Source organism: Streptomyces sp. DH10, from assembly GCF_029813805.1.
Classification (GTDB): domain Bacteria; phylum Actinomycetota; class Actinomycetes; order Streptomycetales; family Streptomycetaceae; genus Streptomyces; species Streptomyces coeruleofuscus.
This window is the reverse complement of the sequence record NZ_JARVKU010000019.1, coordinates 80,390-101,982: the sequence shown is the minus strand read 5'-3', so window position 1 is coordinate 101,982 and position 21,593 is coordinate 80,390. Positions and strand designations below refer to the sequence as shown.

Sequence of the window (21,593 nt, the reverse complement as noted above, 5' to 3'; positions counted from 1 at the left end):
GCGCCCCGTGTGAAAACTCCCCGTAGCACCGCTGTAACACGACTGGTGTTGCCTACTGACCGGAGTGCTCCGGTCTAGCGGGAGTTGAGCGATGGCGGCGGATCGGCTCCCGGATGAAGTACGGGAGTTCGCGCATTACCTGGACGGTCTGCTGGCACGCCTGGACCCGTCCGGGGGCTGGTGTGCGGTGTTCTGGCAGCGTGACCCCGAGGGCATGCGGGCCTGTCTCGACGGGCGCGAGATGCCGCCCTGGGACGTGGTCGAGGCGCTGTTGCAGGATCTCGCCGGGCAGTACGGCCCGGGGGGCGCCGGCCCGGAGACGGAACGCGCCCGGTCCCTGCACGCCGCCGCGCTCGCCGCGTACGACGCCGGGCCCGGCGGCCGCGACGCCCTCCGGGACCGGCTCGACGTCATGCTCCGTGAGCAGAAGTACGCCGCCGAACGCCAGGCGGACCTGATCCGCCTCCTCGCCACCGCCGCCACCCGCGAAGAGGCCGACGCCCTCCGCGTCGACTTCGCCTGGGCCCATGACGACCACGAGCGCGCGACAGCGCGCTGCGCGGAACTCCGGGCGCGGATGGCCGACTTGGACCGCCGCGATCAGGAGGTGCGCCACTCGGCGTGGGGCACCGGGGACGGACGGGATGCCGGCGTGCCGGGAGCCGCCGCGGGTGTGTCCGGCGGGGCCGGCGCGGCGGAGGGCGCTGCCTCAGGCGGGCGGCACGGCCCGCGCGGCGGCGGGTCCCCGGACGACGACGGCACCTGGTCGGGCGCGTGGCGCAGACCGAACGGCGCAGGCTTCGCAGCGGCGGACGGGGGTTCGCGACCAGAGCCCGGCATGGGGGCGAGTCCTGGTGCGGCGGCGGCGGATGGTGGTCGGTCGGCAGGGGGGCGTGCGTATACGGATGACTGGCCGGTGTCGGGCGGTGGCCGTGGGTATACGGATGACTGGCCGGTGTCGGGCGGTGGTCGTGGGTACGAGGGTGGTGGCTCGGTTTCGGACAGCACCCGCGGCCATCAGGGCGGTGGCCCGGCGTCGGACAGCAGCCGCGGCCGTGAGGGTGGTGGCCCGGTATCGGACCGGGGCCGTATGCGATCAGCCCCGGGCGGCCCGTACGACCGCGGAGCGCCTGCCATGCCCGGGCCCCACGAGGACCAGTCGTCGGCCGTGACGGGTTCCGCCGGTCGTTATGACCCGCGGCAATTGGACGCGGGCGCGGGGGCGGAACGCCGGGCCGATCCCCAGGACCGTGTGTATCCGGCGGGCGGGGCCACGTCCCGGGAAGAGACGTCAGGTGGCACATCCGGTGGCTTCACGGCTCCGGGTGGCCGGGCGGGTGCCCGGGACGGTGAGTATCCGGTGGGTGGGGCGGCCGCCTCCGGGGAAGCCGGGGCCGGTAGGGCGTCCGATGGTTTCGCGGCTCCGGGTGGCCCGGCCGACGCCCAGGACCGCGCGTACCCGGCGGGTGGTGCCGCCTCCCGGCCCGCCGCGGTCGGCCACGCCGCTGACGCCCTCCAGGGCGGCCCTGCCCAAAGCGACCGCACCTCATGGGAAGCCGCCACTGAAGGCTCGCCCGCCGCCCAGCCCCCAGCCGCCCCCGAGCCCACGGCCCCCCAGCCCGTCGCCCCCAAGCAACGCAAGCGCCGCCGCGGCGGTGCCCGTTTCGCCGGGATGGTCGAGGAGGACGCCGTACCCGTCGTCGTGCCGCCCGCCGCCGTGCCGCTGCTCCCCGAACCCGCCCCCGTGACCGGTCGCCGTAAGCCGCGTGGGGCGCGGTTCGCCGGGGCCGCCGAAGAGGTGGGGGAGGAGCGGCCGGAGCCGCGGGTCGCGGCGGCCGACGGCGGCGCGGAGCGGAGGGACGTCGTGCAGGCCGTCGAGGCGCTCGCGCGGCTGCGGAAGGAGGGGCGCAGCGGCGAGGCGCACGCCCTGCTGGTCGAGGCCGCGACCTGGGCCCCGGCCCGGTTTCCGCTGCTCGGGCACGAGCTGGAGCGGGCCGGACTGGGTGCGGACTGGCAGACCCTGCTCTGGGAGGCCGCCTCGCTGCCCGCCGGACGGCTGGTCGCCGCGGCGGACGCGCTGGGCGCGGCCGGGCGCACGGAAGACGGGCAGCAGATCCTGCGGCAGGGCGTCGCCCGGCCGCCGGGCGAGATCGGACAGGCCGTCCTCGGACTCGTCGCCGAGGGGCGTCACCGCGAGGTGCGGGCGCTGCTCGACGCGTACGTCAGAGCCCGCACCCCCGAGGAGGCGGCCCGCAGCGCCGAGCCCGGCCCGCAGACCCTCGTACCGCTCCTGCTGGAGGCCGCGCAGGGCGTGTCGGACGAGCGCCGCTGGGACCTCCTCCACGCCCTCCGGGTCGCCGGATTCCCCGCCTGACCGGGGAGGCCGTGCCCTCGGCGACTCACCCACAGGAGTGCGAATCGCGCCCGGCACCGCGGGTTGGCGACGATGGTCTTGGCAAGCCCGTGCCGGAGGCTTACGTTCGTGGCTCTACGGCCCGCTTCTACGGGCGTAGAGGCGCTGACGTCGCGTCGAAGGAGCAGCTCATGGCCAACGTCGTACGTGCCGCCCTGGTCCAGGCCACCTGGACCGGCGACACCGAGTCCATGGTGGCGAAACACGAGGAGCACGCCCGCGAGGCGGCTCGCCGGGGCGCGAAGATCATCGGTTTCCAGGAAGTCTTCAACAGCCCCTACTTCTGTCAGGTCGAGGAGCCGGAACACTACCGCTGGGCCGAGCCCGTGCCCGACGGGCCGACCGTGCGGCGCATGCGGGCACTCGCGCGCGAGACCGGCATGGTGATCGTCGCGCCGGTCTTCGAGGCGGAGCAGCCCGGCTTCTACTACAACACCGCGGCCGTGATCGACGCCGACGGCACCTACCTCGGCAAGTACCGCAAGCACCACATCCCGCAGCTCAAGGGCTTCCGCGAGAAGTTCTACTTCAAGCCGGGCAACCTCGGCTGGCCCGTCTTCGACACGGCGGCCGGCAAGGTCGGCGTCTACATCTGCTACGACCGCCACTTCCCGGAGGGCTGGCGGGAGCTCGGACTGGCCGGCGCCCAGCTGGTCTACAACCCCTCCGCCACCCACCGGAGCCTGTCGTCCCACCTGTGGCGGCTGGAGCAGCCCGCGGCCGCCGTCGCCAACGCGTACTACATCGCCGCGATCAACCGCGTCGGGCAGGAGGAGTACGGCGAGAACGACTTCTACGGGACGAGCTACTTCGTCGACCCCCGCGGGCAGTTCGTGGGGGACCTCGCCAGCGACGGCCAGGAGGAGCTCGTGATCCGGGACCTGGACCTGGACCTCATCGAAGAAGTGCGGCAGACGTGGGCCTTCTACCGCGACCGCCGCCCCGACGCCTACGAAGGACTGGTGCAGCCGTGACCGACGACCTGCTGGGCCGCCACCGGGCCGTGCTCCCCGACTGGCTCGCCCTCTACTACGAGGACCCGCTCGAGATCACCCACGGCGAGGGCCGCCACGTCTGGGACGCCCATGGCAACCGGTACCTCGACTTCTTCGGCGGCATCCTCACCACGATGACCGCGCACGCCCTGCCCGAGGTGACCAAGGCGGTGAGCGAGCAGGCCGGGCGGATCGTCCATTCCTCGACCCTCTACCTCAACCGGCCGATGGTCGAACTCGCCGAGCGGGTGGCCAAGTTGAGCGGCATCCCGGACGCCCGCGTCTTCTTCACCACCTCCGGGACCGAGGCCAACGACACCGCCCTGCTGCTGGCCACGGCCTACCGGCGCAGCAACACGATCCTGGCGATGCGCAACAGCTACCACGGCCGCTCCTTCAGCTCGGTCGGCATCACCGGCAACCGCGGCTGGTCCCCGACCTCGCTGTCCCCGCTCCAGACGCTCTACGTCCACGGCGGGGTGCGCACCCGCGGCCCGTACGCCCATCTCAGCGACGACGACTTCATCGCGGCCTGCGTCGACGACCTCGTCGACCTGCTCGGGCACACCCGCGCGCCGGCCGCGCTGATCGCCGAACCCATCCAGGGCGTCGGCGGCTTCACCTCACCGCCGGACGGGCTGTACGCCGCTTTCCGCGAGGTGCTGCACGAGCGCGGCATCCTGTGGATCGCCGACGAGGTGCAGACCGGCTGGGGTCGCACCGGCGAACACTTCTGGGGCTGGCAGGCCCACGGGCGGAACGGGCCGCCCGACATCATGACCTTCGCCAAGGGCATCGGCAACGGCATGTCCATCGGCGGTGTCGTCGCCCGCTCCGAGATCATGAACTGCCTGGACTCCAACAGCATCTCCACCTTCGGTGGTACCCAGATCACCATGGCGGCGGGCCTCGCCAACCTCAACTACCTGCTGGAACACGACCTCCAGGGCAACTCCCGGCGCGTCGGCGGGCTGCTCATCGAGCGGCTGCGGGCCGCCGCCGCGCAGGTGCCGGCCGTACGGGAGGTGCGCGGCCGCGGGCTGATGATCGGCATCGAGATCACCAAACCGGGGACAGACGAGGCCGACCCGCAGACCGCGGCGGCCGTCCTGGAGGCGGCCCGCGAGGGCGGTCTGCTGATCGGCAAGGGCGGTGGCCACAACACCAGCTCGCTGCGCGTCGCACCGCCGCTGTCCCTCAACGTCGCGGAGGCCGAGGAGGGCGCCGCGATCCTCGAGAACGCTCTGAGGAGCATCCAGTAGCAGTGAACTGAGGCAAGGGAAGTCCGCCATGACCACCACCCCGGACATCTGGGAGCCCCTGGAACCGGCCCTGTCGGTCCGCCAGGTCCTCACCCTTGAGCGGGTGCTCGCCGGGGAGCCCGAGGTGGTGGCCGGCGCGAGCCATCTCGACCGGCCGGTGCGCTGGGTGCACGTCGCCGAGGCCGCCGACGTCGGTGTGATGCTCAGCGGCGGCGAGATGGTCCTCACCACCGGGGTGCTGCTCGCCGGCGACGAGGAGAAACAGGCCGAGTACGTCCGGTCGCTGCACCGCGCGGACGCCTCCGCCGTCGTCCTCGGACTCGGCCGCGCCTTTCCCGCCGCCCCGGCCGTGATGCGCCGGGCGGCCGAGCGGTGCGGGCTGCCGATGGTCGTCCTGCACCGGCCCTTCCCCTTCGCCGAACTGACCGAGGAGGTCCAGTCACGGCTCGTTCGGCGCAAGTTCGCCGCCGTCAGCCTCTCCGAGGCCGTCCGCACCGAACTCACTGCCCTCATCACCGCGGGCGCCCCGCTGCAACGCCTGCTCGACGAGGTCGCCCGGCACAGCGCCTGCCCGGTCGTCGTCACCAACCTCGCCCACCGCGTCCTCGGCACGGCGGGGGAGCGGCCGGCGGTGGACGACGTGCTGCGTGACTGGGAGCGCATAGCGCGACAGGCCGGCGGCACCGAGGGCGACGGCTGGATCAGGGCCGAGCTGGGCGGGCGCGGGGAGCGCTGGGGCCGGATCGTGCTGTGCGGCTACCGCGGGGACACCACCACCGGACGGCTGCTGGCCGACCGCGCCGCCGAGGCCCTCGTCCTGCACCGCATGCTCGGCGGCGGCGCCGCGTGCTCCTGGGAGGAGCAGTCCGCGCAGAGCCTGCTCACCGACCTGGTCAGCGGCGTCGTACCGGCACGGCAACTGCTGCCCCGGGCGCGCGCGGCCGGGCTGCCGGTCAACCGGCGGACGTTCGTGCCGCTGGTCGTCCGCGACGGCGACACCCCCCGGCTCGACCGGCTGCTGCGCCTACTGGGTCTGCCCGGGCTGGTCGCCGAACTGGCCGACGGAGCCACCGCCGTGCTGCTCAGCCTCCCCCGCGACCAGGACGCGGACGCCCTCGCCGCGCACTTCGCGGCCCGGTTGCGCACCGAGTCAGGACCGGCCCGCACGGTCGTCGCCGCTGCCGACCCCCGGGCCGCCTGGGACGACGTCCCCGCCGGACTGCGCGAGGCCCGGCACGTGGCGGACGCCGTCGCCGACTCCGCCGCCGCCCTGGAGCTCCCGCCGGTCGTCCGCCTGCGGGACGTCCACCTGCGCGGCCTGATCCGCCTGCTGCGCGACGACCCGCACGTGCAGTCCTTCGCCGAGCGGGAGCTGGACGGGCTGCTGTGCGAGACCGAGGAGGACCTGCTGTCCGTGCTGCGCACCTACCTCGCCACCGGCCGCAACAAGTCCCGGACCGCCCAGCTCCACCACGTCTCGCGGCCCGCCCTCTACCGCCGCCTGGAAGCCATACAGGTCCGCCTCGGAGTGGACCTCGACGACTTCGAGCAGGCCGCCTCGGTGCACATCGCACTCCTCGCGCACGACGCGCAACAACGGTGAAACAACCCGACCACCTGGGAAAACGGCGGTGAAACATGGGCTCACGGCAGAGTGACACGGTGACACGCCGCACGCCCGCAGACGTGACACGGTGCAACTCAAAGAGGACCTCCCGGCTTCCTAGGCTCACGGCACACCGAGCGACCGGAGGTCCCGATGAGCCGAGTGATCCGCGCCGCCGTCTTCCAGACCGCCTGGACCGGCGACAAGGAGTCGATGATCCAGGTCCACGAGCAGGCGGCCCGCGACGCGGCCGCGCAGGGTGCCCAAGTCCTGTGCTTCCAGGAGCTGTTCTACGGACCGTACTTCTGCCAGGTCCAGGACCCGGCCTTCTACGAGTACGCCGAGCAGATCCCCGAGGGCCCGATCGTCCGCCGCTTCCAGGCCCTCGCCGAGGAACTGGGCATCGTCCTGGTCCTGCCGATGTACGAGGAGGAACAGCCCGGCGTCCTCTACAACACCGCCGCCGTGATCGACGCGGACGGCTCCTACCTCGGCAAGTACCGCAAGACGCACATCCCGCAGGTCAGGGGCTTCTGGGAGAAGTTCTACTTCCGCCCGGGCAACAGCGGCTGGCCGATCTTCGAGACCGCCGTCGGCAAGATCGGCGTCTACATCTGCTACGACCGCCACTTCCCCGAGGGCTGGCGGGCTCTCGGCCTCGCGGGCGCCGAGATCGTCTTCAACCCCTCGGCCACCTCGCGCGGCCTGTCCGGCTACCTCTGGCAGCTGGAACAGCCGGCGGCGGCCGTCGCCAACGAGTACTTCGTGGGCGCGATCAACCGGGTCGGCGTCGAGGAGTACGGCGACAACGACTTCTACGGAACCTCGTACTTCGTCGACCCGGAGGCCCAGTTCGTCGGCGAGGTGGCGAGCGACAAGGAGCCCGAACTGGTCGTCCGCGACCTGGACATGGCCAAACTCCGAGAGGTCCGCGACCGCTGGCAGTTCTACAGGGACAGGGCGCCCGGGGCGTACGGCCCGCTGACAGACCTCTAGGGGCGCGGGCCCGTGCTCGATGTGCGGCTACCGCCGCGTGGGCGCGACCAGCCACGAACAACCGTCACGTGCACACCGTGAGGAGCGACCGATGAGCCGTACAGTCATTCGCGGCGGCCTGGTGATCACCGCATCCGACGAGATCCACGCCGACGTCCTGATCGAGGACGGCCGAATCGCCGCCCTCGCAGCCTCCGGCACCCCCGCCGCCGAGGCCTTCACCGCCGAGCGGACCATCGACGCCACCGGAAAGTACGTCATCCCCGGCGGCGTCGACGCCCACACCCACATGGAGCTGCCCTTCGGCGGCACCTTCGCCTCCGACACCTTCGAGACCGGCACCCGCGCCGCCGCCTGGGGCGGCACGACCACGATCATCGACTTCGCCGTGCAGAGCGTCGGGCACAGCCTGCGCGAAGGCCTCGACGCGTGGCACGCCAAGGCCGAGGGCAACTGCGCCATCGACTACGGCTTCCACATGATCGTCTCCGACGTGAACCAGGAGACACTCAAGGAGATGGACCTGCTGATCGAGGAGGGCGTCACCTCCTTCAAGCAGTTCATGGCCTACCCGGGCGTCTTCTACAGCGACGACGGCCAGATCCTGCGCGCCATGCAGCGCTCCGCCGAGAACGGCGGACTGATCATGATGCACGCCGAGAACGGCATCGCGATCGACGTCCTGGTCGAGCAGGCGCTGGCCCGCGGCGAGACCGACCCGCGCTACCACGGCGAGGTCCGCAAGGCGCTGCTGGAGGCGGAGGCCACTCACCGTGCCATCAAGCTCGCCCAGGTCGCGGGCGCGCCCCTGTACGTCGTGCACGTCTCGGCGACGGAGGCGGTCGCCGAGCTGGCCCGGGCTCGCGACGAGGGCCTGAACGTCTTCGGCGAGACCTGCCCGCAGTACCTGTTCCTGTCCACCGACAACCTCGCCGAGCCGGACTTCGAGGGCGCGAAGTACGTGTGTTCCACCCCGCTCAGGCCGAAGGAGCACCAGGCCGCGCTGTGGCGGGGTCTGCGCACCAACGACCTCCAGGTCGTCTCCACCGACCACTGCCCCTTCTGCTTCGTCGGCCAGAAGGAACTCGGCCGCGGCGACTTCTCCAAGATCCCCAACGGCCTCCCGGGCGTCGAGAACCGTATGGACCTGCTCCACCAGGCGGTCCTCGACGGGCACATCTCCCGCCGCCGCTGGATCGAGATCGCCTGCGCCACCCCGGCCCGGATGTTCGGCCTCTACCCGAAGAAGGGCACCATCGCGCCGGGCGCCGACGCCGACGTCGTCATCTACGACCCGCACGCCGAGCAGGTCATGTCGGCCGACACTCACCACATGAACGTCGACTACTCGGCGTACGAGGGCAAGCACGTCACCGGCCGGGTCGAGACGGTCCTCTCGCGCGGCGAACCCGTCATCACCGAGCGGGAGTACACCGGGCACGCCGGGCACGGCGTCTACACCCCGCGTTCCACCTGTCAGTACCTCAACTAGGAGTGGTGCGGATGGACTTCGGACTCGTCCTGCAGACCGACCCGCCGGCCTCGCGGGTGATCAGCCTGATGAAACGCGCGGAACGGAACGGATTCTCCTACGGCTGGACCTTCGACTCCGCCGTGCTGTGGCAGGAACCGTTCGTGATCTACAGCCAGATCCTGGCCAACACCACGAAGCTGAAGGTCGGGCCGATGGTGACCAACCCGGGCACCCGCACCTGGGAGGTCACCGCCTCCACCTTCGCCACCCTGAACGACATGTACGGCAACCGCACGGTCTGCGGCATCGGCCGCGGCGACTCGGCGATGCGCGTGGCCGGCCGCAAGCCCAACACGCTGGCCCGGATCAGCGAGGCCATGAAGGTCATCCGGGCCCTCGGCAGCGGCCAGGAGGCCGACCTCGGCGGCGGCACGGTCGTCCGGTTCCCGTGGATCGGGCCGGGCGCCGAACTCCCCGTGTGGATGGCCGCGTACGGCCCCAAGGCCCTGAAGATGGCCGGCGAGGAGGCCGACGGGTTCATCCTCCAGCTGGCCGACCTGTATCTGACCGAGTACATGGTCAAGGCCGTGAAGGACGCGGCCGTCGCCGCCGGCCGGGACCCCTCGGCGGTGACCGTCTGCGTGGCCGCCCCGGCTTACGTCACCGAGGACGACTCGCCCGAGGCGCTCGCGCACGCGCGCGACCAGTGCCGGTGGTTCGGCGGGATGGTCGGCAACCACGTGGCCGACCTGGTGTCCAAGTACGGCGAGCACTCCGCCGCCGTCCCCGACGAACTCACCGACTACATCAAGGCGCGGGAGGGCTACGACTACTCCCATCACGGCCGCGCCGACAACCCCGACACCCAGTTCGTGCCCGACGAGATCGTCGACCGGTTCTGCCTGATCGGCCCGGTCGAGAAGCACGTCGAGAAGCTGACCGCGCTGCGCGCCCTCGGCGTGGACCAGTTCGCCGTCTACGACATGCACGACGCGCAGGAAGCCGTGATCGACACGTACGGATCGCGGGTCATCCCGGCCGTCAACGGCTGACCCCTTCGCGGCACCCCTCGGACCTCCCCCTTCCCCTCGGCCCGGGAAGGGGGGCCAGGACGCTCCCGAGCGCACCCCCCATCGGCATCACCCGCATGGCCTTTCCCGTCCCACCTCCCTGATTGGCCTGGCCCATGACCGATACCGCTCCCACGGCCCCACCGCCGCCCACCCAAGTCACCCTCACCGACGGCCGGGTGGAGATCGCCCCGGGCGCCCCGGCACCGACCGGTCCCTACGCCAACGAGGACCTGCTGCCGGTCCCCGTCGAGAAGCGCACCTGGACCACGTACAACTTCTCCGCGCTGTGGGTCGGCATGGCCCACAACACGGCCTCCTGGACCCTGGCCTCCGGACTCATAGCCGTCGGCATGGACTGGAAGCAGGCGGTGCTCACCATCGCCCTGGCCAATGTGATCGTGCTGATACCGATGCTGCTCACCGGGCACGCCGGACCGAAGTACGGCATACCCTTCCCGGTCTTCGCCCGAGCCTCCTTCGGCATCCGCGGGGCCAACCTGCCCGCCGTCGTACGGGCGCTGGTGGCGTGCGGCTGGTTCGGCATCCAGACCTGGATCGGCGGCGAGGCCATCTACTTCCTGGCCGGCAAGCTCGTCGGCAACGGCTGGACGGACGCGGCGAAGGTCGGCGGCTACGCCTGGACCATGTGGCTGTCGTTCGCGATCTTCTGGGCGCTCCAGGTGGTCATCATCTACCGCGGCATGGAGACCATCCGCCGCTTCGAGAACTGGGCGGCGCCCTTCGTGCTCGTCGGCGCGTTCGTGATGCTGTGGTGGATGAGCGACAAGGCGGGCGGCTTCGGCCCGCTGCTCGACCAGCCGTCGAAGCTCGGCTGGGGCCCGGACTTCTGGAAGCTGTTCGCTCCGGCGCTCATGGGCATGATCGGTTTCTGGTCCACGCTGTCGCTGAACATCCCCGACTTCACCCGCTACGGCAAGAGCCAGAAGGCGCAGACGTGGGGTCAGGCCCTCGGTCTGCCGACGACCATGACGCTGTTCGCGTTCCTCTCCGTGATGGTCACCTCCGGCTCGCAGGCCGTCTACGGCGAGGCGATCTGGGACCCGGTACAGCTCGCGGCCAAGACCGACAACACGGTGGGCCTGCTGTTCGCCCTCGTCACCGTCCTGGTGGCGACGTTGTCCGTCAACGTCGCGGCCAACCTGGTCTCGCCCGCGTTCGACTTCTCCAACATCGCGCCCCGGAAGATCAGTTTCCGCGCCGGAGCCCTCGCCACCTGTGTCCTCGGCGTACTGATCTTCCCGTGGAAGCTGTACTCCGACCCGCAGGGCTACATCTTCACCTGGCTCGGCCTGGTCGGCGGCCTGCTCGGCACCGTCGCGGGCATCCTCATCGCCGACTACTGGATCCTGCGCCGCGCCCGGCTCGACCTGGCCGACCTGTACCGCACGGGCGGCCGCTACTGGTACGAGGGCGGCTGGAACTGGCGGGCCGTCGTCGCCTTCGTGGCCGGAGGCGTCCTCGCCGTCGGCGGCGCCAGCTTCAAGCCGCTGATCGACGGCCGCCCCATCCCGGCCCTGGCCGGCCTCGCCGACTACGGCTGGGCGGTGGGCCTGGGCACGTCGATGCTGCTGTACCTGGTGCTGATGGCGGCACGGGGCCGGGACCGGACCATCGTCTGAGCGCTGACGCGGACGCTGGAGGACGGTCAGTCCTTGCCGCCCTCCAGCGCGGCCACCGCTTCCTTCGCGGCCTTGATGGCGCCCTTGTTGATCGTGTCCGTGCCCGGCGCCTTCTTCGACTCGAAGTCGCTGCCGTTGTACGTGATGACCACCAGCGCGTTCGACGCGCGGACGAACACCTGGCCCTCGCGGGTCTCCTGCCTGTCCTCGGTGGTCAGGTTGACGATGGAGTACGCGGTGTCACCCAGACCGGGGACGGCGCCTCCGCCGCTCTTCTCCTCGGTGCGCCCCGTGTAGGCCTTCTCCGCCGCCTCGTCCGACTCCATCACCTCGAAGGACACGTCGAGCCAGCGGTAGTTGTACCCCTTGAGCGCGTTCCAGGAGCAGGTGCGGCGCAGCTCGGAGTCCGTGGACGGGATCTCCTTCCCCGCCGTCTTGGCACCCGGCACCAGCGACTCGACCGTCTTCTTGGCGACGCTGTCGCAGGGCGCAGGCGCGGCCGAGTAGGTCTTCGGCGCCGTCGACGTCGACGGGGCGGACGCGGACTGGGTCTCGGTCTTCTCGTCGGCCGGCTTGTGCTCGGCGGCCTGCGGCGCGGCGAGCGGGCCGGACGACAGTGCCCAGCCCGCCGCGGCGAGCACGGCCACCGGGGACAGGCGTGCGGTCAGGGCCAGGGGCAGAGGTATGGAACGCACGGCGCCCTTCTCGTGGGGGACGGACGGTGCGGATCAGGTCCGCACGGCGGACGGGACGACAGTTTCACATGACTCTCCGTGGTGCGAAAGTGCGAACTCGCTCCGTGGCTGCGCGGTGACGGTGACTCACTGTGGGCGGCCGGGGTTTCGGTCGGTTCGGCGGTCACTGGGCGGTTTGTCATCGCCCGGGTCGCGCAGGAACTGGGCGGCCTATCGTTGCGGACATGGTCTTCCAGCCGTCGACGGAACCCGCCGTCTTCCACGCAATGCTCCGCGACCAGTTCGAGACGTTCCTCGATGAGCACCGCTCCGCGCTGCACGACAGTCTGAACGGGCTGACCGAGGAGCAGGCACGCCGGTCACTGGTCACGTCCAAGACCACGCTGCTCGGCCTGGTCAAGCACGCCACGTTCGTCGAGAAGGTCTGGTTCGACGAGGGGATCACCTGCCGGTCCCGTGCCGAGATCGGCATTCCCGGCTCGCCCGACGAGTCCTTCGACCTCCACGACGACGACACGGTCGCCTCGGTCCAGCACGCCTACCGGCAGGCATGCGCGGCATCCCGTCGCGCCACGGCGGAGCTGACCCTGGACGACCTCCTCCCGGGCAACCGCCGGGGCCCGCTGCCGCTGCGTTGGGTCTACCTCCACACGCTGCGCGAACTGGCCCAGCACTGCGGCCACGCCGACATCCTCCGCGAGCAGGTACTCGGCGGCACGACATCCCACGGCTGACGCGGGGCTGTCACGGCACGCCCCTCCATCGAGGTAGGGCCCAGGCCAGCACGTAGCCGAAGCCGTTGAGGGCCCAGTGCAGCGACGCGGGCGCCAGCAGACTGCCGGACCGGCGCCGCAGCTCGCACAGGACGACCCCGGCGGCGGTCGTGGCGACCACGGCGGCCGCGACCGACAGCGCGGTGCCCGCCGGTCCGGTGCCGAGGACCGCCACGGCCTCGTTGGCCCGGCTCAGCCCGCGCGAGGGAAGCACATGCCAGAGCCCGAACAGCGATGACGACGCCGCGGTGGCCCAGGCGGTACCGCGCCGACGCCGCACCATGGCCCACAGGACGCCGCGGAAGGCGATCTCCTCCAGCAGCACGGTGCCGACCGGCACCCGGATCAGCACCCGCCACAGCAGTTTCCCCACGGTCAGGCCGACGGCGCGTTCGTCCTCGAAGGCCTCCCTGGTGACCGGCAGGGCGAGCCCGGCCAGGAAAACGGCGATAACCGCGCCCACCAGGACAAATGACCACCGCAGCCCCCGGTGCAGGGCCGCCTTGTCGAGCCCGAGATCGGCGCGGGTGAGACCGTCCCACCGGGCGATCAGCAGCAGCGCGGCAGCCGCGGCCACGCAGGTGGGTACGTAGGCGTCGGGCGCGAGCCAGTTGTTGAGCAGGTTCGCGGCCACCAGGACGGCGAGGACACAGAACATCCGCATGGTGACTCCAGCATCCCGCTATCCGCTCCGTCAGCCCGGGTAGAGAAGGGAGATCACCGGCAAACAGGTGAACGAGATGAGAGGCCCTATGTTCACGACCCGCCCCACCCTCCAGGGCACCTTCGGCATGGTGTCCTCCACCCACTGGCTCGCCTCGCAGTCGGCGATGGCCGTCCTGGAGGACGGCGGCAACGCCTACGACGCGGCCGTGGCGGGCGCGTTCGTGCTGCATGTCGTCGAGCCGCACCTCAACGGCCCGGCCGGCGAGGTGCCGATCCTGCTCGCCCCGTCCGGCGGCGAGGTACGGGTGCTGTGCGGGCAGGGCGTCGCACCGGCCGGGGCGACGGTCGCCCACTACCGGGGCCTCGGTCTCGACCTCGTGCCCGGCACCGGGCCGCTCGCCGCCGCCGTGCCGGGGGCGTTCGACGCCTGGATGGTGCTGCTGCGCGACCACGGCACCAAGTCCCTCGACGACGTCCTGAAGTACGCCATCGGATACGCCGAGCACGGGCACGCGCCCGTGGAGCGCGTCGGCGAGACCGTCGAGACCGTGCGCGAGCTGTTCGAGACGGAATGGATCTCGTCGGCGGAGGTCTACCTGCCCGGCGGAAAGGCCCCGCGCCCCGGCGAACTGCTGCGCAACCCCGTGCTCGCCGTCACCTGGAAGCGCCTGCTCGCCCAGACCGCCGGGGCCGGGGACCGGGAGGCGCGGATCGAGGCCGCGCGGGAGGTGTGGCGCTCCGGCTTCATAGCCGAGGCCCTGGTACGGCAGGCCGGGCAGCCCACCATGGACACCAGCGGCGAACGCCACACCGGCACCCTCACGGCCGCCGACCTCGCCGGCTGGTCCGCGACCTACGAGACACCGGTGTCGTACGACTGGAACGGCTGGACCGTGTGCAAGCCGGGCCCCTGGAGCCAGGGCCCGGTCCTCCTCCAGCAGCTCGCCCTCCTCCCGCCCGAGCTGCCCCGGTACGGCTCGGCCGACTACGTCCACCTGCTGGTCGAGGGCTGCAAACTCGCCATGGCCGACCGGGAGGCCTGGTACGGGGACGCCGCCGGCGTGCCGCTCGACGACCTGCTGTCCGAGGGGTATAACGCGGCCCGCCGCGCCCTCGTCGGTGAGGAGGCGAGCCACGACCTGCGGCCCGGCAGCCCCGGCGGACGCACCCCGCGACTGTGCGCGCACGCGCGCGTGGCGGCCGCGGCCCAGGAGGGCTTCGACGCCCTGGGCATCGGGGAGCCGACGGTCGCCAAGAGTCCCGCGTCCCCCGTGCCGGGCGAACCGGAGGTCACCGCCGACGGGACCACCCGCGGCGACACCTGCCACCTCGACGTCGTCGACCGCTGGGGCAACATGGTCTCGGCCACGCCCAGCGGCGGCTGGCTCCAGTCCAACCCCGTCGTGCCCGAACTCGGCTTCCCGCTCGGCACCCGGCTCCAGATGGCCTGGCTGGAGGAGGGCCTGCCGAACTCCCTCACCCCCGGCCGCCGCCCCCGCACCACGCTGACCCCCTCGATCGCCCTGCGCGAGGGCGTGCCCGTCATGGCGTTCGGCACACCGGGCGGCGACCAGCAGGACCAGTGGCAGCTGCACTTCCTCCTGGCGGTCGCGCTGCGCGCGCGGGTGCGCGGCGGCCTGGACCTCCAGGGCGCGATCGACGCCCCGAACTGGCACAACGACAGCTTCCCCGGCTCCTTCTACCCGCGCGGCATGCGCCCGGGGAGCGTCACCGTGGAGTCCCGCACGGACCCGGCCGTCGTCGAGGAGCTGCGGCGGCGCGGCCACGAGGTGACCGTCGGCGGCCCCTGGTCGGAGGGCCGGCTGTGCGCGGTCGCGCGGGACCCGGAGACGGGCGTCCTGTCGGCGGCGGCGAACCCGCGCGGCATGCAGGGGTATGCGGTCGGGCGGTGATCCCGCCGTATGCCCCTGACCGCGCATCCCGCCGTATCCCCTCGCACCGCAGGGACCCGTCGCTGTTCATCGCCGTGCCACCCGGAGTGCACCGGGCGGGTGGGGATTGTCAGTGCCGCGTGTTGTGATGGAGGGGTGATCGACAGCACCGAAACCATCGAAGAGTTTCTCGCACGGCACGCCTCCGACGTCGAGGAGGAGATCCGCAGGGCGGCCGCCACCGAAATCATGCCCCGCTGGCGCCGGCTCGCCGCACACGAGGTGGACCAGAAGGCCGGCCCGCACGACCTGGTCACGGACGCCGACCGCAAGGCCGAGCTGTACCTGACCGAGGCCCTGGTCGCCCTGCTGCCCGGCTCGGTCGTGGTCGGCGAGGAGGCGGTCCACGCGAATCCGGCGTCCTACGAAGCGCTGCGCGGCGAGGCCCCGGTCTGGATCGTCGACCCGGTCGACGGGACACGGCAGTTCGTGCGCGGCGAGCCGGGTTTTTGCACCCTGGTCGCCCTGGCCCACGGCGGCACCCTGCTCGCGTCCTGGACCTACGCCGCCGCCACTGACCGGCTCGCCACCGCACAGCGGGGCAAGGGCGCCTACCTCGGCGGGGAGCGGCTGTTCGCCGGTGTGCCCGAGCCCGGCCGGGACCTGCGCGTGGCCACCTCCCACCCGGACTACACCACGGACGAGCAGAAGCACGCCCTGCTCGGCCTGCGCGCCGACGGTGTGGCACCGCGCTCGTGCGGCTCGGCCGGGCTGGAGTATCTCGCCATCGCTCAGGGCGAGTCCGACGCCACCGCCTTCTCATGGGAGGCCGCATGGGACCACGCGGCAGGTCTGCTCCTGGTGGAGGAGGCGGGCGGCGCCCACCTGACCCTCGAGGGCGAGCCCTTCCGCATCACGGGCGGCAACGCCCTGCCCTTCACCGCGGCCCGCGACGCGGCCACGGCCCGCCGGGTGGTGGCCCTGCTCGCGGGCGGGGCCTGACCGTCACGGACCGTGCCCGTCCGGTCGCCCAAGTGGCGCTCCGGCCGTCCTTCCCGCACATATCCACCCGCGCCCGGTGACTGTCAGTCCCCGGGCCTATCCTGATCCTCAGTGGCCGTCGGCTGACGAAGGGGTCCGAAGGTGCCGTCGATGCTCGATGCCGTCGTAGTGGGTGCGGGGCCGAACGGACTGACCGCGGCCGTGGAGCTGGCCCGCCGCGGCTTCTCCGTCGCCGTGTTCGAGGCCCAGGGCACGGTGGGCGGCGGCGCCCGCACCGAGGGGCTCACCCTGCCGGGCTTCCGGCACGACCCGTGCGCCGCGGCGCACCCGCTCGCCATCAACTCACCCGCGTTCCGGGCCCTGCCGCTGGAGCGCTACGGCCTGGAATGGCTGCACGCCGAGCTGCCCATGGCGCACCCGTTCCCGGACGGCTCGGCGGCCGTACTGGCCCGGTCGGTGGGCGAGACGGCCGCCTCCTTCGGGCCGCGCGACGCCGGGACGTACCGCAGGCTCGTCGAGCCCTTCCTGCCCAGGTGGGACGCGCTGGTCCGCGACTTCATGTCCCTGCCGCTCACCGCGCTGCCCCGCGACCCGGTCACCCTCGCCCGCTTCGGCCTGGTCGGCCTGCCCCCGTCGACCCTGCTGATGCGCCGCTTCCGCGACGAACCGGCCAGGACGCTGTTCGCCGGGCTCGTCGCGCATGTCATGGCACCGCTCGGCGGCTTGGCCACCAGCGCCATCGGCCTGGTCTTCGCCCTGGCGGCACACGCCCGCGGCTGGCCCGTCGCCCGCGGCGGCTCCCAGGCCATCTCCGACGCCCTCACCGCCTACCTGCGCGACCTCGGCGGCAGCGTCCACACCGACTACGAGGTCAAGCGCCTCGACGACCTGCCGCCGGCCCGCGCGTACGTCTTCGACACCTCGCCCACCGCCCTGGCCCGCATCGCCGGCTTCGGCAACCACTACGCGGACTACCGCTACGGACCGGGCGCCTTCAAGATCGACTACGCGCTCGACGGCCCCGTGCCGTGGACCGCGAAGGAGGCCCGCGTCGCCGGCACGGTGCAGATCGGCGCCAGCAGCGCGGAGATCGGCACCGCACTGCGCGCGGCGTCCCGGGAGGGCCGGGCCCCCGACAAGCCGTTCCTGATCACGGTCCAGCCGAGCGTCGTCGACCCCACCCGGGCCCCGGCCGGCAAACACGTCTTCTGGGCCTACGGCCACGTCCCGCACGGCTGGACCGGCGACCTGACCGACGCCATCGAGCGCCAACTGGAGCGGTTCGCCCCGGGGTTCCGCGACCGCGTCCTGGCCCGCGCCACCGCGGGCCCGCCCCAACTCGCCGCCCGCAACGCCAACTACGTCGGCGGCGACATCGCCTCCGGCGCGGTCTCCGGCCTCCAGATCCTGCTGCGCCCCAAACCGACCCTGTTCCCGTACCACACCCCCCACCCGGCCGTCTTCATCTGCTCGTCGGCGACCCCGCCGGGCCCCGGCGTGCACGGCATGTCGGGGCACAACGCGGCGAAGGCCGTCTGGAAGCGGCTGAGGCAGACATGACCACCATCGAACTGGTCCAGGGCGACATCACACGCGAGAGCGTCGACGCCATCGTCAACGCGGCCAACTCCTCGCTGCTGGGCGGGGGAGGGGTCGACGGAGCGATCCACCGGCGCGGCGGCCCCGCCATCCTGGCGGAGTGCAGGAAGCTGCGCGCCTCCCACTACGGCAAAGGCCTCGCCACCGGCCAGGCGGTCGCCACCACGGCGGGCGACCTGGACGCCCGCTGGGTCATCCACACGGTCGGCCCCGTCTTCAGCGCGACCGAGGACCGCTCCGCCCTCCTGGCTTCCTGCTACCGCGAGTCCCTCCGCATCGCCGACGAACTCGGCGCCCGGACCGTCGCCTTCCCGGCGATCTCCACCGGCGTCTACCGCTATCCGCTGGAGGACGCCGCGCGCATCGCGGTGGACACGGTGCGCGGGGCGCGGACGGACGTCGAGGAGGTCAGGTTCGTCCTCTTCGACGAGCGGGCGTACGAGGCGTTCGCCCGGCAACTGCGCTGACGCCGGCGGCCCTACAGCTTGGGCGCAGGTTGCTCCCCCGAACCCCGGACGATCAGCCGAGTGGGAACGGTGATGGTGCGAGCCCGGGAGCGGTCGCCGTCGAGGCGGGCCAGGGCGGTGGCCGCGGCGTTGCGGCCGAGCTCTTCGGGGTCCTGCGCCACGACGGTCAGGGCCGGTTCGAGTGCCTCGGCGAGTGAGACGTCGTCGAAGGCGACGACTGCCACGTCCTTGCGCTTGCTGCGGGCGAGTTCGGCGACTATGCCGAGCGCCATGATGTTGTTCCCGGCGAACAGGGCAGTGGGGGGATCGGCCAGTTCGAGGAGTTGGGCGGTCGCGGCCTCGGCCCCTGGCTGGTCGTGGGCGTTGGCGACGAGCGAGCGGTCGTGAGGAAGGTCGGCTGCCCGCAGGGCCGCGCGGTATCCGGCGAGGCGTTCGCGGCGGGTGTACAGCTTGACGGGCAGGTCGCCGACGAATCCGATGCGGCGGTGGCCGTGGGCGATGAGGTGGGCGACGCCTTCCTGGGCCCCGGCACGGTTGGAACTGACGACGCTGTCCGTGGGCAGGCCGACTCCTGGGCGGTCGAGGAAGACGATGGGCAGCCCCGCCGTGCGATGGGATTTGAGGTGGGAGTGGTCGGCGCCGACGGACGGCACGACGATGAGGATGCTGACGCGACGGGCGAGGAACTTGTCCGTCAGGGCGCGCTCGCGGTCGGGGTCGTCCGCGGACGACCCCATGAGCAGGGTCAGTCCGCGTTCGCGGACCGTGTCCTCGATGGCGCGGGCCACGGCTCCGAAGAAGGGGTTGGCGAGGTCGGGGGTGACCAGTCCGATGGTGGTGTCCGGGCCGCCGACGCGCATGTTGCGTGCCATGAGGTTCGGCTGGAAGCCCAGCTTGGCAACCGCGGCGAGTACGTGTTCCCGCGTCTGCGCCGAGACGGGACCGTCCTCGTTGAGGACGCGCGAGACTGTCTTGGCGCTGACGCCGACTTCTCGTGCGACATCGGCAAGGGTGGGGCGGCGGCTCGCTGCCATGGAGGAAACCGTCTCCTGAGTGCTCCCGGGCTCCGGCCGCGGCCTCGGCCGGAACGTGCGAGAGCGGGGTTGAGCTGTCAGGTGGCCTGGACTCCGGCGGCTTTCGCCGCCGCGGAATCCGCTACGACAGTATCTCCGGCCTCGTCGACGCTGAGCGCGCCGGTCATGATGGCGACGACCTCCGCCATGGAGTAGTCGGAGGGCTTGATCACGGCGGCGCGCCTGCCCAGCCGGTGGACGTGGATCCGGTCGGCGATCTCGAAGACGTGGGGCATGTTGTGGCTGATCAGGACGACCGGCATGCCCTTGTCACGGACGCGGCGGATGAGGTCGAGGACCTGTCCGGACTCCTTGACGCCGAGGGCGGCGGTGGGTTCGTCCATGACGACGACACTGCGGGCCCAGGCGACGGCGCGGGCGACCGCGACGGCCTGCCGCTGCCCGCCGGAGAGCGTCTCGACCGACTGGGTCAGCGAGCGCAGGCCGATCTTCAGGTCGGCCATGTGTTCGGCGGCCTCCTGGCGCATGCGCTTCTTGTCGAGCATGCGGAAGGCGCTGCCGAGGACGCCGGGACGGCGCAGTTCGCGGCCGAGGAACATGTTGGAGGCGATGTCCATGGAGGCGGCCACGGCCAGGTCCTGATAGACCGTCTCGATGCCGTGGGCGCGTGCGCTCTGCGGGCCGGAGAAGGTGATGGGTTCGCCGTTCAGGCGTATCTCGCCCGCGTCGGGGACCACCGCGCCGGTGAGGGCCTTGATGAGGCTGGTCTTGCCGGCGCCGTTGTCGCCGATGACGGCGAGGACCTCGCCGGGCAGCAGGTCGAAGTCGGCGCCGTCGATCGCGGTGACGTGGCCGTAGCGCTTGACCAGACCGCGGGCCTGCAGAACGGGGGTCTCAGTGGTGGTGGTCATCGGGCCTTCTTCCGGGAGATCTGGTCCACGGTCACCGCGAGGATCACCAGGACTCCGGTGATGAGGGTCTGGTAGATGGAGGCGACGCCCATCAGCTGAAGGCCGTTGCGGAAGACGCCGACGATGAGGACGCCGATGAACGTGCCCAGGACCGAGCCGCGTCCGCCGAAGAGGCTGGTGCCGCCGAGGACCACGGCGGTGATGCTGTCGAGGTTGTCGGTCTGGCCGGCCTGGGGGTCGCCCACGCCGGTGCGGGAGATGAGCAGCAGGGCGGCGATGCCGTAGAGGATGCCGGCCGCGGTGTAGACGCCGATGGTCAGGCGGGAGGTGCGGATGCCGTTCAGCCGGGCCGCTTCCGGGCTGTTGCCCAGGGCGTAGACGTGCCGGCCCCAGCCGGTGCTGCTCAGCGCGTAGGCGAGGAGCAGGAACAGGGCGATGGTGACCAACGAGCCGTACGTGATGTCGGTGTTCCCGAGCGGGAAGGTCTGCCCGAGAGCCGTCAGCGGGCCCGGCAGGTTGGTGACCGTCTGCTCCTCGGAGTAGATGTGGGTCAGCGCGAACGCCACGTTGAGCATGCCGAGGGTGACGATGAACGGCGGCAGCGGGATCTTCTGCACCAGCGCGCCGTTGAGCAGGCCGAAGCCTCCGCAGACGACCAGGCCCAGCGCGATCGCGGCGAGCGGCGGCAGGGAGCCCTCGGCCGCCATCTTGGCGATCACGATGCTGCCGAACGCCATCACGGCTCCGCACGACAGGTCGATGCCCGCCGTGAGGATGATCAGCGTCTGGCCGATGGCCAGGGTGCCGACGACCATGACCTGCTGCACGATCAGCGAGAAGTTCCCGCCGGTGAGGAACTGGTCGGTCGAGACGGAGAAGAAGACACAGGCCAGGAGGAGGGCGGCCAGCGGGCCGGTGGTCGGTTGCGTGAGCAGTCTGCGGACCGTGGTCGGCGCTTTGAGCTCGGCGTACGGCGTTGACGTGGAAGGTGGAGTGGACGGAGGCGTGGACGTGGCGGTCATGCGAGGTCCTTGTCGGAAGACAGAAGTCCTTGTCGGTCCTTGTCGGACGGCAGGAGGACGAGGGGGGCGGCCG

General features: G+C 71.9%; 18 protein-coding genes. 13 read left to right on the top strand and 5 right to left on the bottom strand.

Annotation, left to right across the window (positions count from 1 at the left end; genetic code table 11):
• The first annotated feature begins 91 nt into the window (after window positions 1–91).
• The 8 genes from QC385_RS32100 (at window position 92) to QC385_RS32065 (ending at window position 11,459) form a co-directional block, all read left to right on the top strand.
• Window positions 92–2,374: a hypothetical protein gene (locus QC385_RS32100; protein ID WP_279544861.1), complete on the top strand. Its 2,283-nt coding sequence runs from the start codon at window positions 92–94 to the stop codon at window positions 2,372–2,374.
• A gap of 170 nt (window positions 2,375–2,544) precedes the next feature.
• Window positions 2,545–3,387 (top strand): nitrilase-related carbon-nitrogen hydrolase, encoded by an 843-nt coding sequence (locus tag QC385_RS32095; RefSeq protein ID WP_150483930.1) that lies wholly within the window; start codon window positions 2,545–2,547, stop codon window positions 3,385–3,387.
• A complete protein-coding gene (locus QC385_RS32090) occupies window positions 3,384–4,670 on the top strand; it encodes an aspartate aminotransferase family protein (protein ID WP_279544860.1) in 1,287 nt (428 codons plus the stop codon). The genes QC385_RS32095 and QC385_RS32090 overlap by 4 nt, the downstream gene beginning before the upstream one ends.
• Before the next feature lie 28 nt (window positions 4,671–4,698).
• Window positions 4,699–6,273 carry a PucR family transcriptional regulator gene (locus tag QC385_RS32085; RefSeq protein WP_279544859.1) on the top strand — a complete coding sequence of 525 codons (1,575 nt, stop codon included), beginning with the start codon at window positions 4,699–4,701 and terminating at the stop codon, window positions 6,271–6,273.
• 156 nt (window positions 6,274–6,429) lie between these two features.
• Window positions 6,430–7,272 carry a nitrilase-related carbon-nitrogen hydrolase gene (locus tag QC385_RS32080; protein WP_279544858.1) on the top strand — a complete coding sequence of 281 codons (843 nt, stop codon included), beginning with the start codon at window positions 6,430–6,432 and terminating at the stop codon, window positions 7,270–7,272.
• A gap of 91 nt (window positions 7,273–7,363) precedes the next feature.
• The gene (gene hydA / locus QC385_RS32075; RefSeq protein ID WP_279544857.1) at window positions 7,364–8,764 is read left to right on the top strand and encodes a dihydropyrimidinase; all 1,401 of its coding nucleotides are present in this window, start codon (window positions 7,364–7,366) and stop codon (window positions 8,762–8,764) included.
• 11 nt (window positions 8,765–8,775) lie between these two features.
• Window positions 8,776–9,798: a TIGR03842 family LLM class F420-dependent oxidoreductase gene (locus tag QC385_RS32070; RefSeq protein WP_279544856.1), complete on the top strand. Its 1,023-nt coding sequence runs from the start codon at window positions 8,776–8,778 to the stop codon at window positions 9,796–9,798.
• 134 nt (window positions 9,799–9,932) lie between these two features.
• The gene (locus QC385_RS32065; RefSeq protein WP_279544855.1) at window positions 9,933–11,459 is read left to right on the top strand and encodes an NCS1 family nucleobase:cation symporter-1; all 1,527 of its coding nucleotides are present in this window, start codon (window positions 9,933–9,935) and stop codon (window positions 11,457–11,459) included.
• Window positions 11,460–11,485: 26 nt separating this feature from the next.
• Here QC385_RS32065 and QC385_RS32060 read toward each other — a convergent pair whose 3' ends face one another.
• Window positions 11,486–12,154: a hypothetical protein gene (locus QC385_RS32060; protein ID WP_279544854.1), complete on the bottom strand. Its 669-nt coding sequence runs from the start codon at window positions 12,152–12,154 to the stop codon at window positions 11,486–11,488.
• 224 nt (window positions 12,155–12,378) lie between these two features.
• On the opposite strand from QC385_RS32060, the gene QC385_RS32055 reads away from it, so the two are divergent.
• Window positions 12,379–12,888: a DinB family protein gene (locus QC385_RS32055; RefSeq protein ID WP_279544853.1), complete on the top strand. Its 510-nt coding sequence runs from the start codon at window positions 12,379–12,381 to the stop codon at window positions 12,886–12,888.
• A gap of 10 nt (window positions 12,889–12,898) precedes the next feature.
• Here the strand turns inward: QC385_RS32055 and QC385_RS32050 are convergent, their stop codons facing one another.
• Window positions 12,899–13,591, bottom strand: a complete 693-nt coding sequence (locus tag QC385_RS32050) for a CPBP family intramembrane glutamic endopeptidase (RefSeq protein ID WP_279544852.1) — start codon at window positions 13,589–13,591, stop codon at window positions 12,899–12,901.
• Window positions 13,592–13,679: 88 nt separating this feature from the next.
• Here QC385_RS32050 and QC385_RS32045 point away from each other — a divergent pair, with 88 nt between their 5' ends.
• The 4 genes from QC385_RS32045 (at window position 13,680) to QC385_RS32030 (ending at window position 18,553) form a co-directional block, all read left to right on the top strand.
• Window positions 13,680–15,506: a gamma-glutamyltransferase family protein gene (locus tag QC385_RS32045; protein WP_279544851.1), complete on the top strand. Its 1,827-nt coding sequence runs from the start codon at window positions 13,680–13,682 to the stop codon at window positions 15,504–15,506.
• Between the two features lie 135 nt (window positions 15,507–15,641).
• On the top strand, window positions 15,642–16,487 hold the full coding sequence (locus QC385_RS32040; protein WP_279544850.1) for an inositol monophosphatase family protein: 846 nt from the start codon (window positions 15,642–15,644) through the stop codon (window positions 16,485–16,487).
• A 150-nt stretch (window positions 16,488–16,637) separates the two neighbouring features.
• A complete protein-coding gene (locus QC385_RS32035) occupies window positions 16,638–18,047 on the top strand; it encodes a phytoene desaturase family protein (protein ID WP_279544849.1) in 1,410 nt (469 codons plus the stop codon).
• Window positions 18,044–18,553 carry an O-acetyl-ADP-ribose deacetylase gene (locus QC385_RS32030; RefSeq protein WP_279544848.1) on the top strand — a complete coding sequence of 170 codons (510 nt, stop codon included), beginning with the start codon at window positions 18,044–18,046 and terminating at the stop codon, window positions 18,551–18,553. The genes QC385_RS32035 and QC385_RS32030 overlap by 4 nt, the downstream gene beginning before the upstream one ends.
• An 11-nt stretch (window positions 18,554–18,564) precedes the next feature.
• Here the strand turns inward: QC385_RS32030 and QC385_RS32025 are convergent, their stop codons facing one another.
• The 3 genes from QC385_RS32025 to QC385_RS32015 all read right to left on the bottom strand — a co-directional run bounded on the left by QC385_RS32025 (window position 18,565) and on the right by QC385_RS32015 (window position 21,520).
• Window positions 18,565–19,587 carry a LacI family DNA-binding transcriptional regulator gene (locus QC385_RS32025; protein WP_279544847.1) on the bottom strand — a complete coding sequence of 341 codons (1,023 nt, stop codon included), beginning with the start codon at window positions 19,585–19,587 and terminating at the stop codon, window positions 18,565–18,567.
• Window positions 19,588–19,664: 77 nt separating this feature from the next.
• Window positions 19,665–20,498 (bottom strand): ATP-binding cassette domain-containing protein, encoded by an 834-nt coding sequence (locus QC385_RS32020; protein ID WP_279544846.1) that lies wholly within the window; start codon window positions 20,496–20,498, stop codon window positions 19,665–19,667.
• A complete protein-coding gene (locus QC385_RS32015; RefSeq protein WP_193503441.1) occupies window positions 20,495–21,520 on the bottom strand; it encodes an ABC transporter permease in 1,026 nt (341 codons plus the stop codon). Before QC385_RS32015 ends, QC385_RS32020 begins: the two co-directional genes overlap by 4 nt.
• Window positions 21,521–21,593 lie beyond the last annotated feature (73 nt).

Excerpts from the sequence above, each read along its gene's own strand:
- QC385_RS32100 (WP_279544861.1), top strand. The coding sequence starts at position 92 with ATGGCGGCGGATCGGCTCCCGGATGAAGTACGGGAGTTCGCGCATTAC.
- QC385_RS32095 (WP_150483930.1), top strand. The coding sequence starts at position 2,545 with ATGGCCAACGTCGTACGTGCCGCCCTGGTCCAGGCCACCTGGACCGGC.
- QC385_RS32085 (WP_279544859.1), top strand. The coding sequence starts at position 4,699 with ATGACCACCACCCCGGACATCTGGGAGCCCCTGGAACCGGCCCTGTCG.
- QC385_RS32080 (WP_279544858.1), top strand. The coding sequence starts at position 6,430 with ATGAGCCGAGTGATCCGCGCCGCCGTCTTCCAGACCGCCTGGACCGGC.
- hydA (WP_279544857.1), top strand. The coding sequence starts at position 7,364 with ATGAGCCGTACAGTCATTCGCGGCGGCCTGGTGATCACCGCATCCGAC.
- QC385_RS32070 (WP_279544856.1), top strand. The coding sequence starts at position 8,776 with ATGGACTTCGGACTCGTCCTGCAGACCGACCCGCCGGCCTCGCGGGTG.
- QC385_RS32065 (WP_279544855.1), top strand. The coding sequence starts at position 9,933 with ATGACCGATACCGCTCCCACGGCCCCACCGCCGCCCACCCAAGTCACC.
- QC385_RS32055 (WP_279544853.1), top strand. The coding sequence starts at position 12,379 with ATGGTCTTCCAGCCGTCGACGGAACCCGCCGTCTTCCACGCAATGCTC.
- QC385_RS32050 (WP_279544852.1), bottom strand. The coding sequence starts at position 13,591 with ATGCGGATGTTCTGTGTCCTCGCCGTCCTGGTGGCCGCGAACCTGCTC.
- QC385_RS32045 (WP_279544851.1), top strand. The coding sequence starts at position 13,680 with ATGTTCACGACCCGCCCCACCCTCCAGGGCACCTTCGGCATGGTGTCC.
- QC385_RS32035 (WP_279544849.1), top strand. The coding sequence starts at position 16,638 with ATGCTCGATGCCGTCGTAGTGGGTGCGGGGCCGAACGGACTGACCGCG.
- QC385_RS32030 (WP_279544848.1), top strand. The coding sequence starts at position 18,044 with ATGACCACCATCGAACTGGTCCAGGGCGACATCACACGCGAGAGCGTC.
- QC385_RS32025 (WP_279544847.1), bottom strand. The coding sequence starts at position 19,587 with ATGGCAGCGAGCCGCCGCCCCACCCTTGCCGATGTCGCACGAGAAGTC.
- QC385_RS32020 (WP_279544846.1), bottom strand. The coding sequence starts at position 20,498 with ATGACCACCACCACTGAGACCCCCGTTCTGCAGGCCCGCGGTCTGGTC.
- QC385_RS32015 (WP_193503441.1), bottom strand. The coding sequence starts at position 21,520 with ATGACCGCCACGTCCACGCCTCCGTCCACTCCACCTTCCACGTCAACG.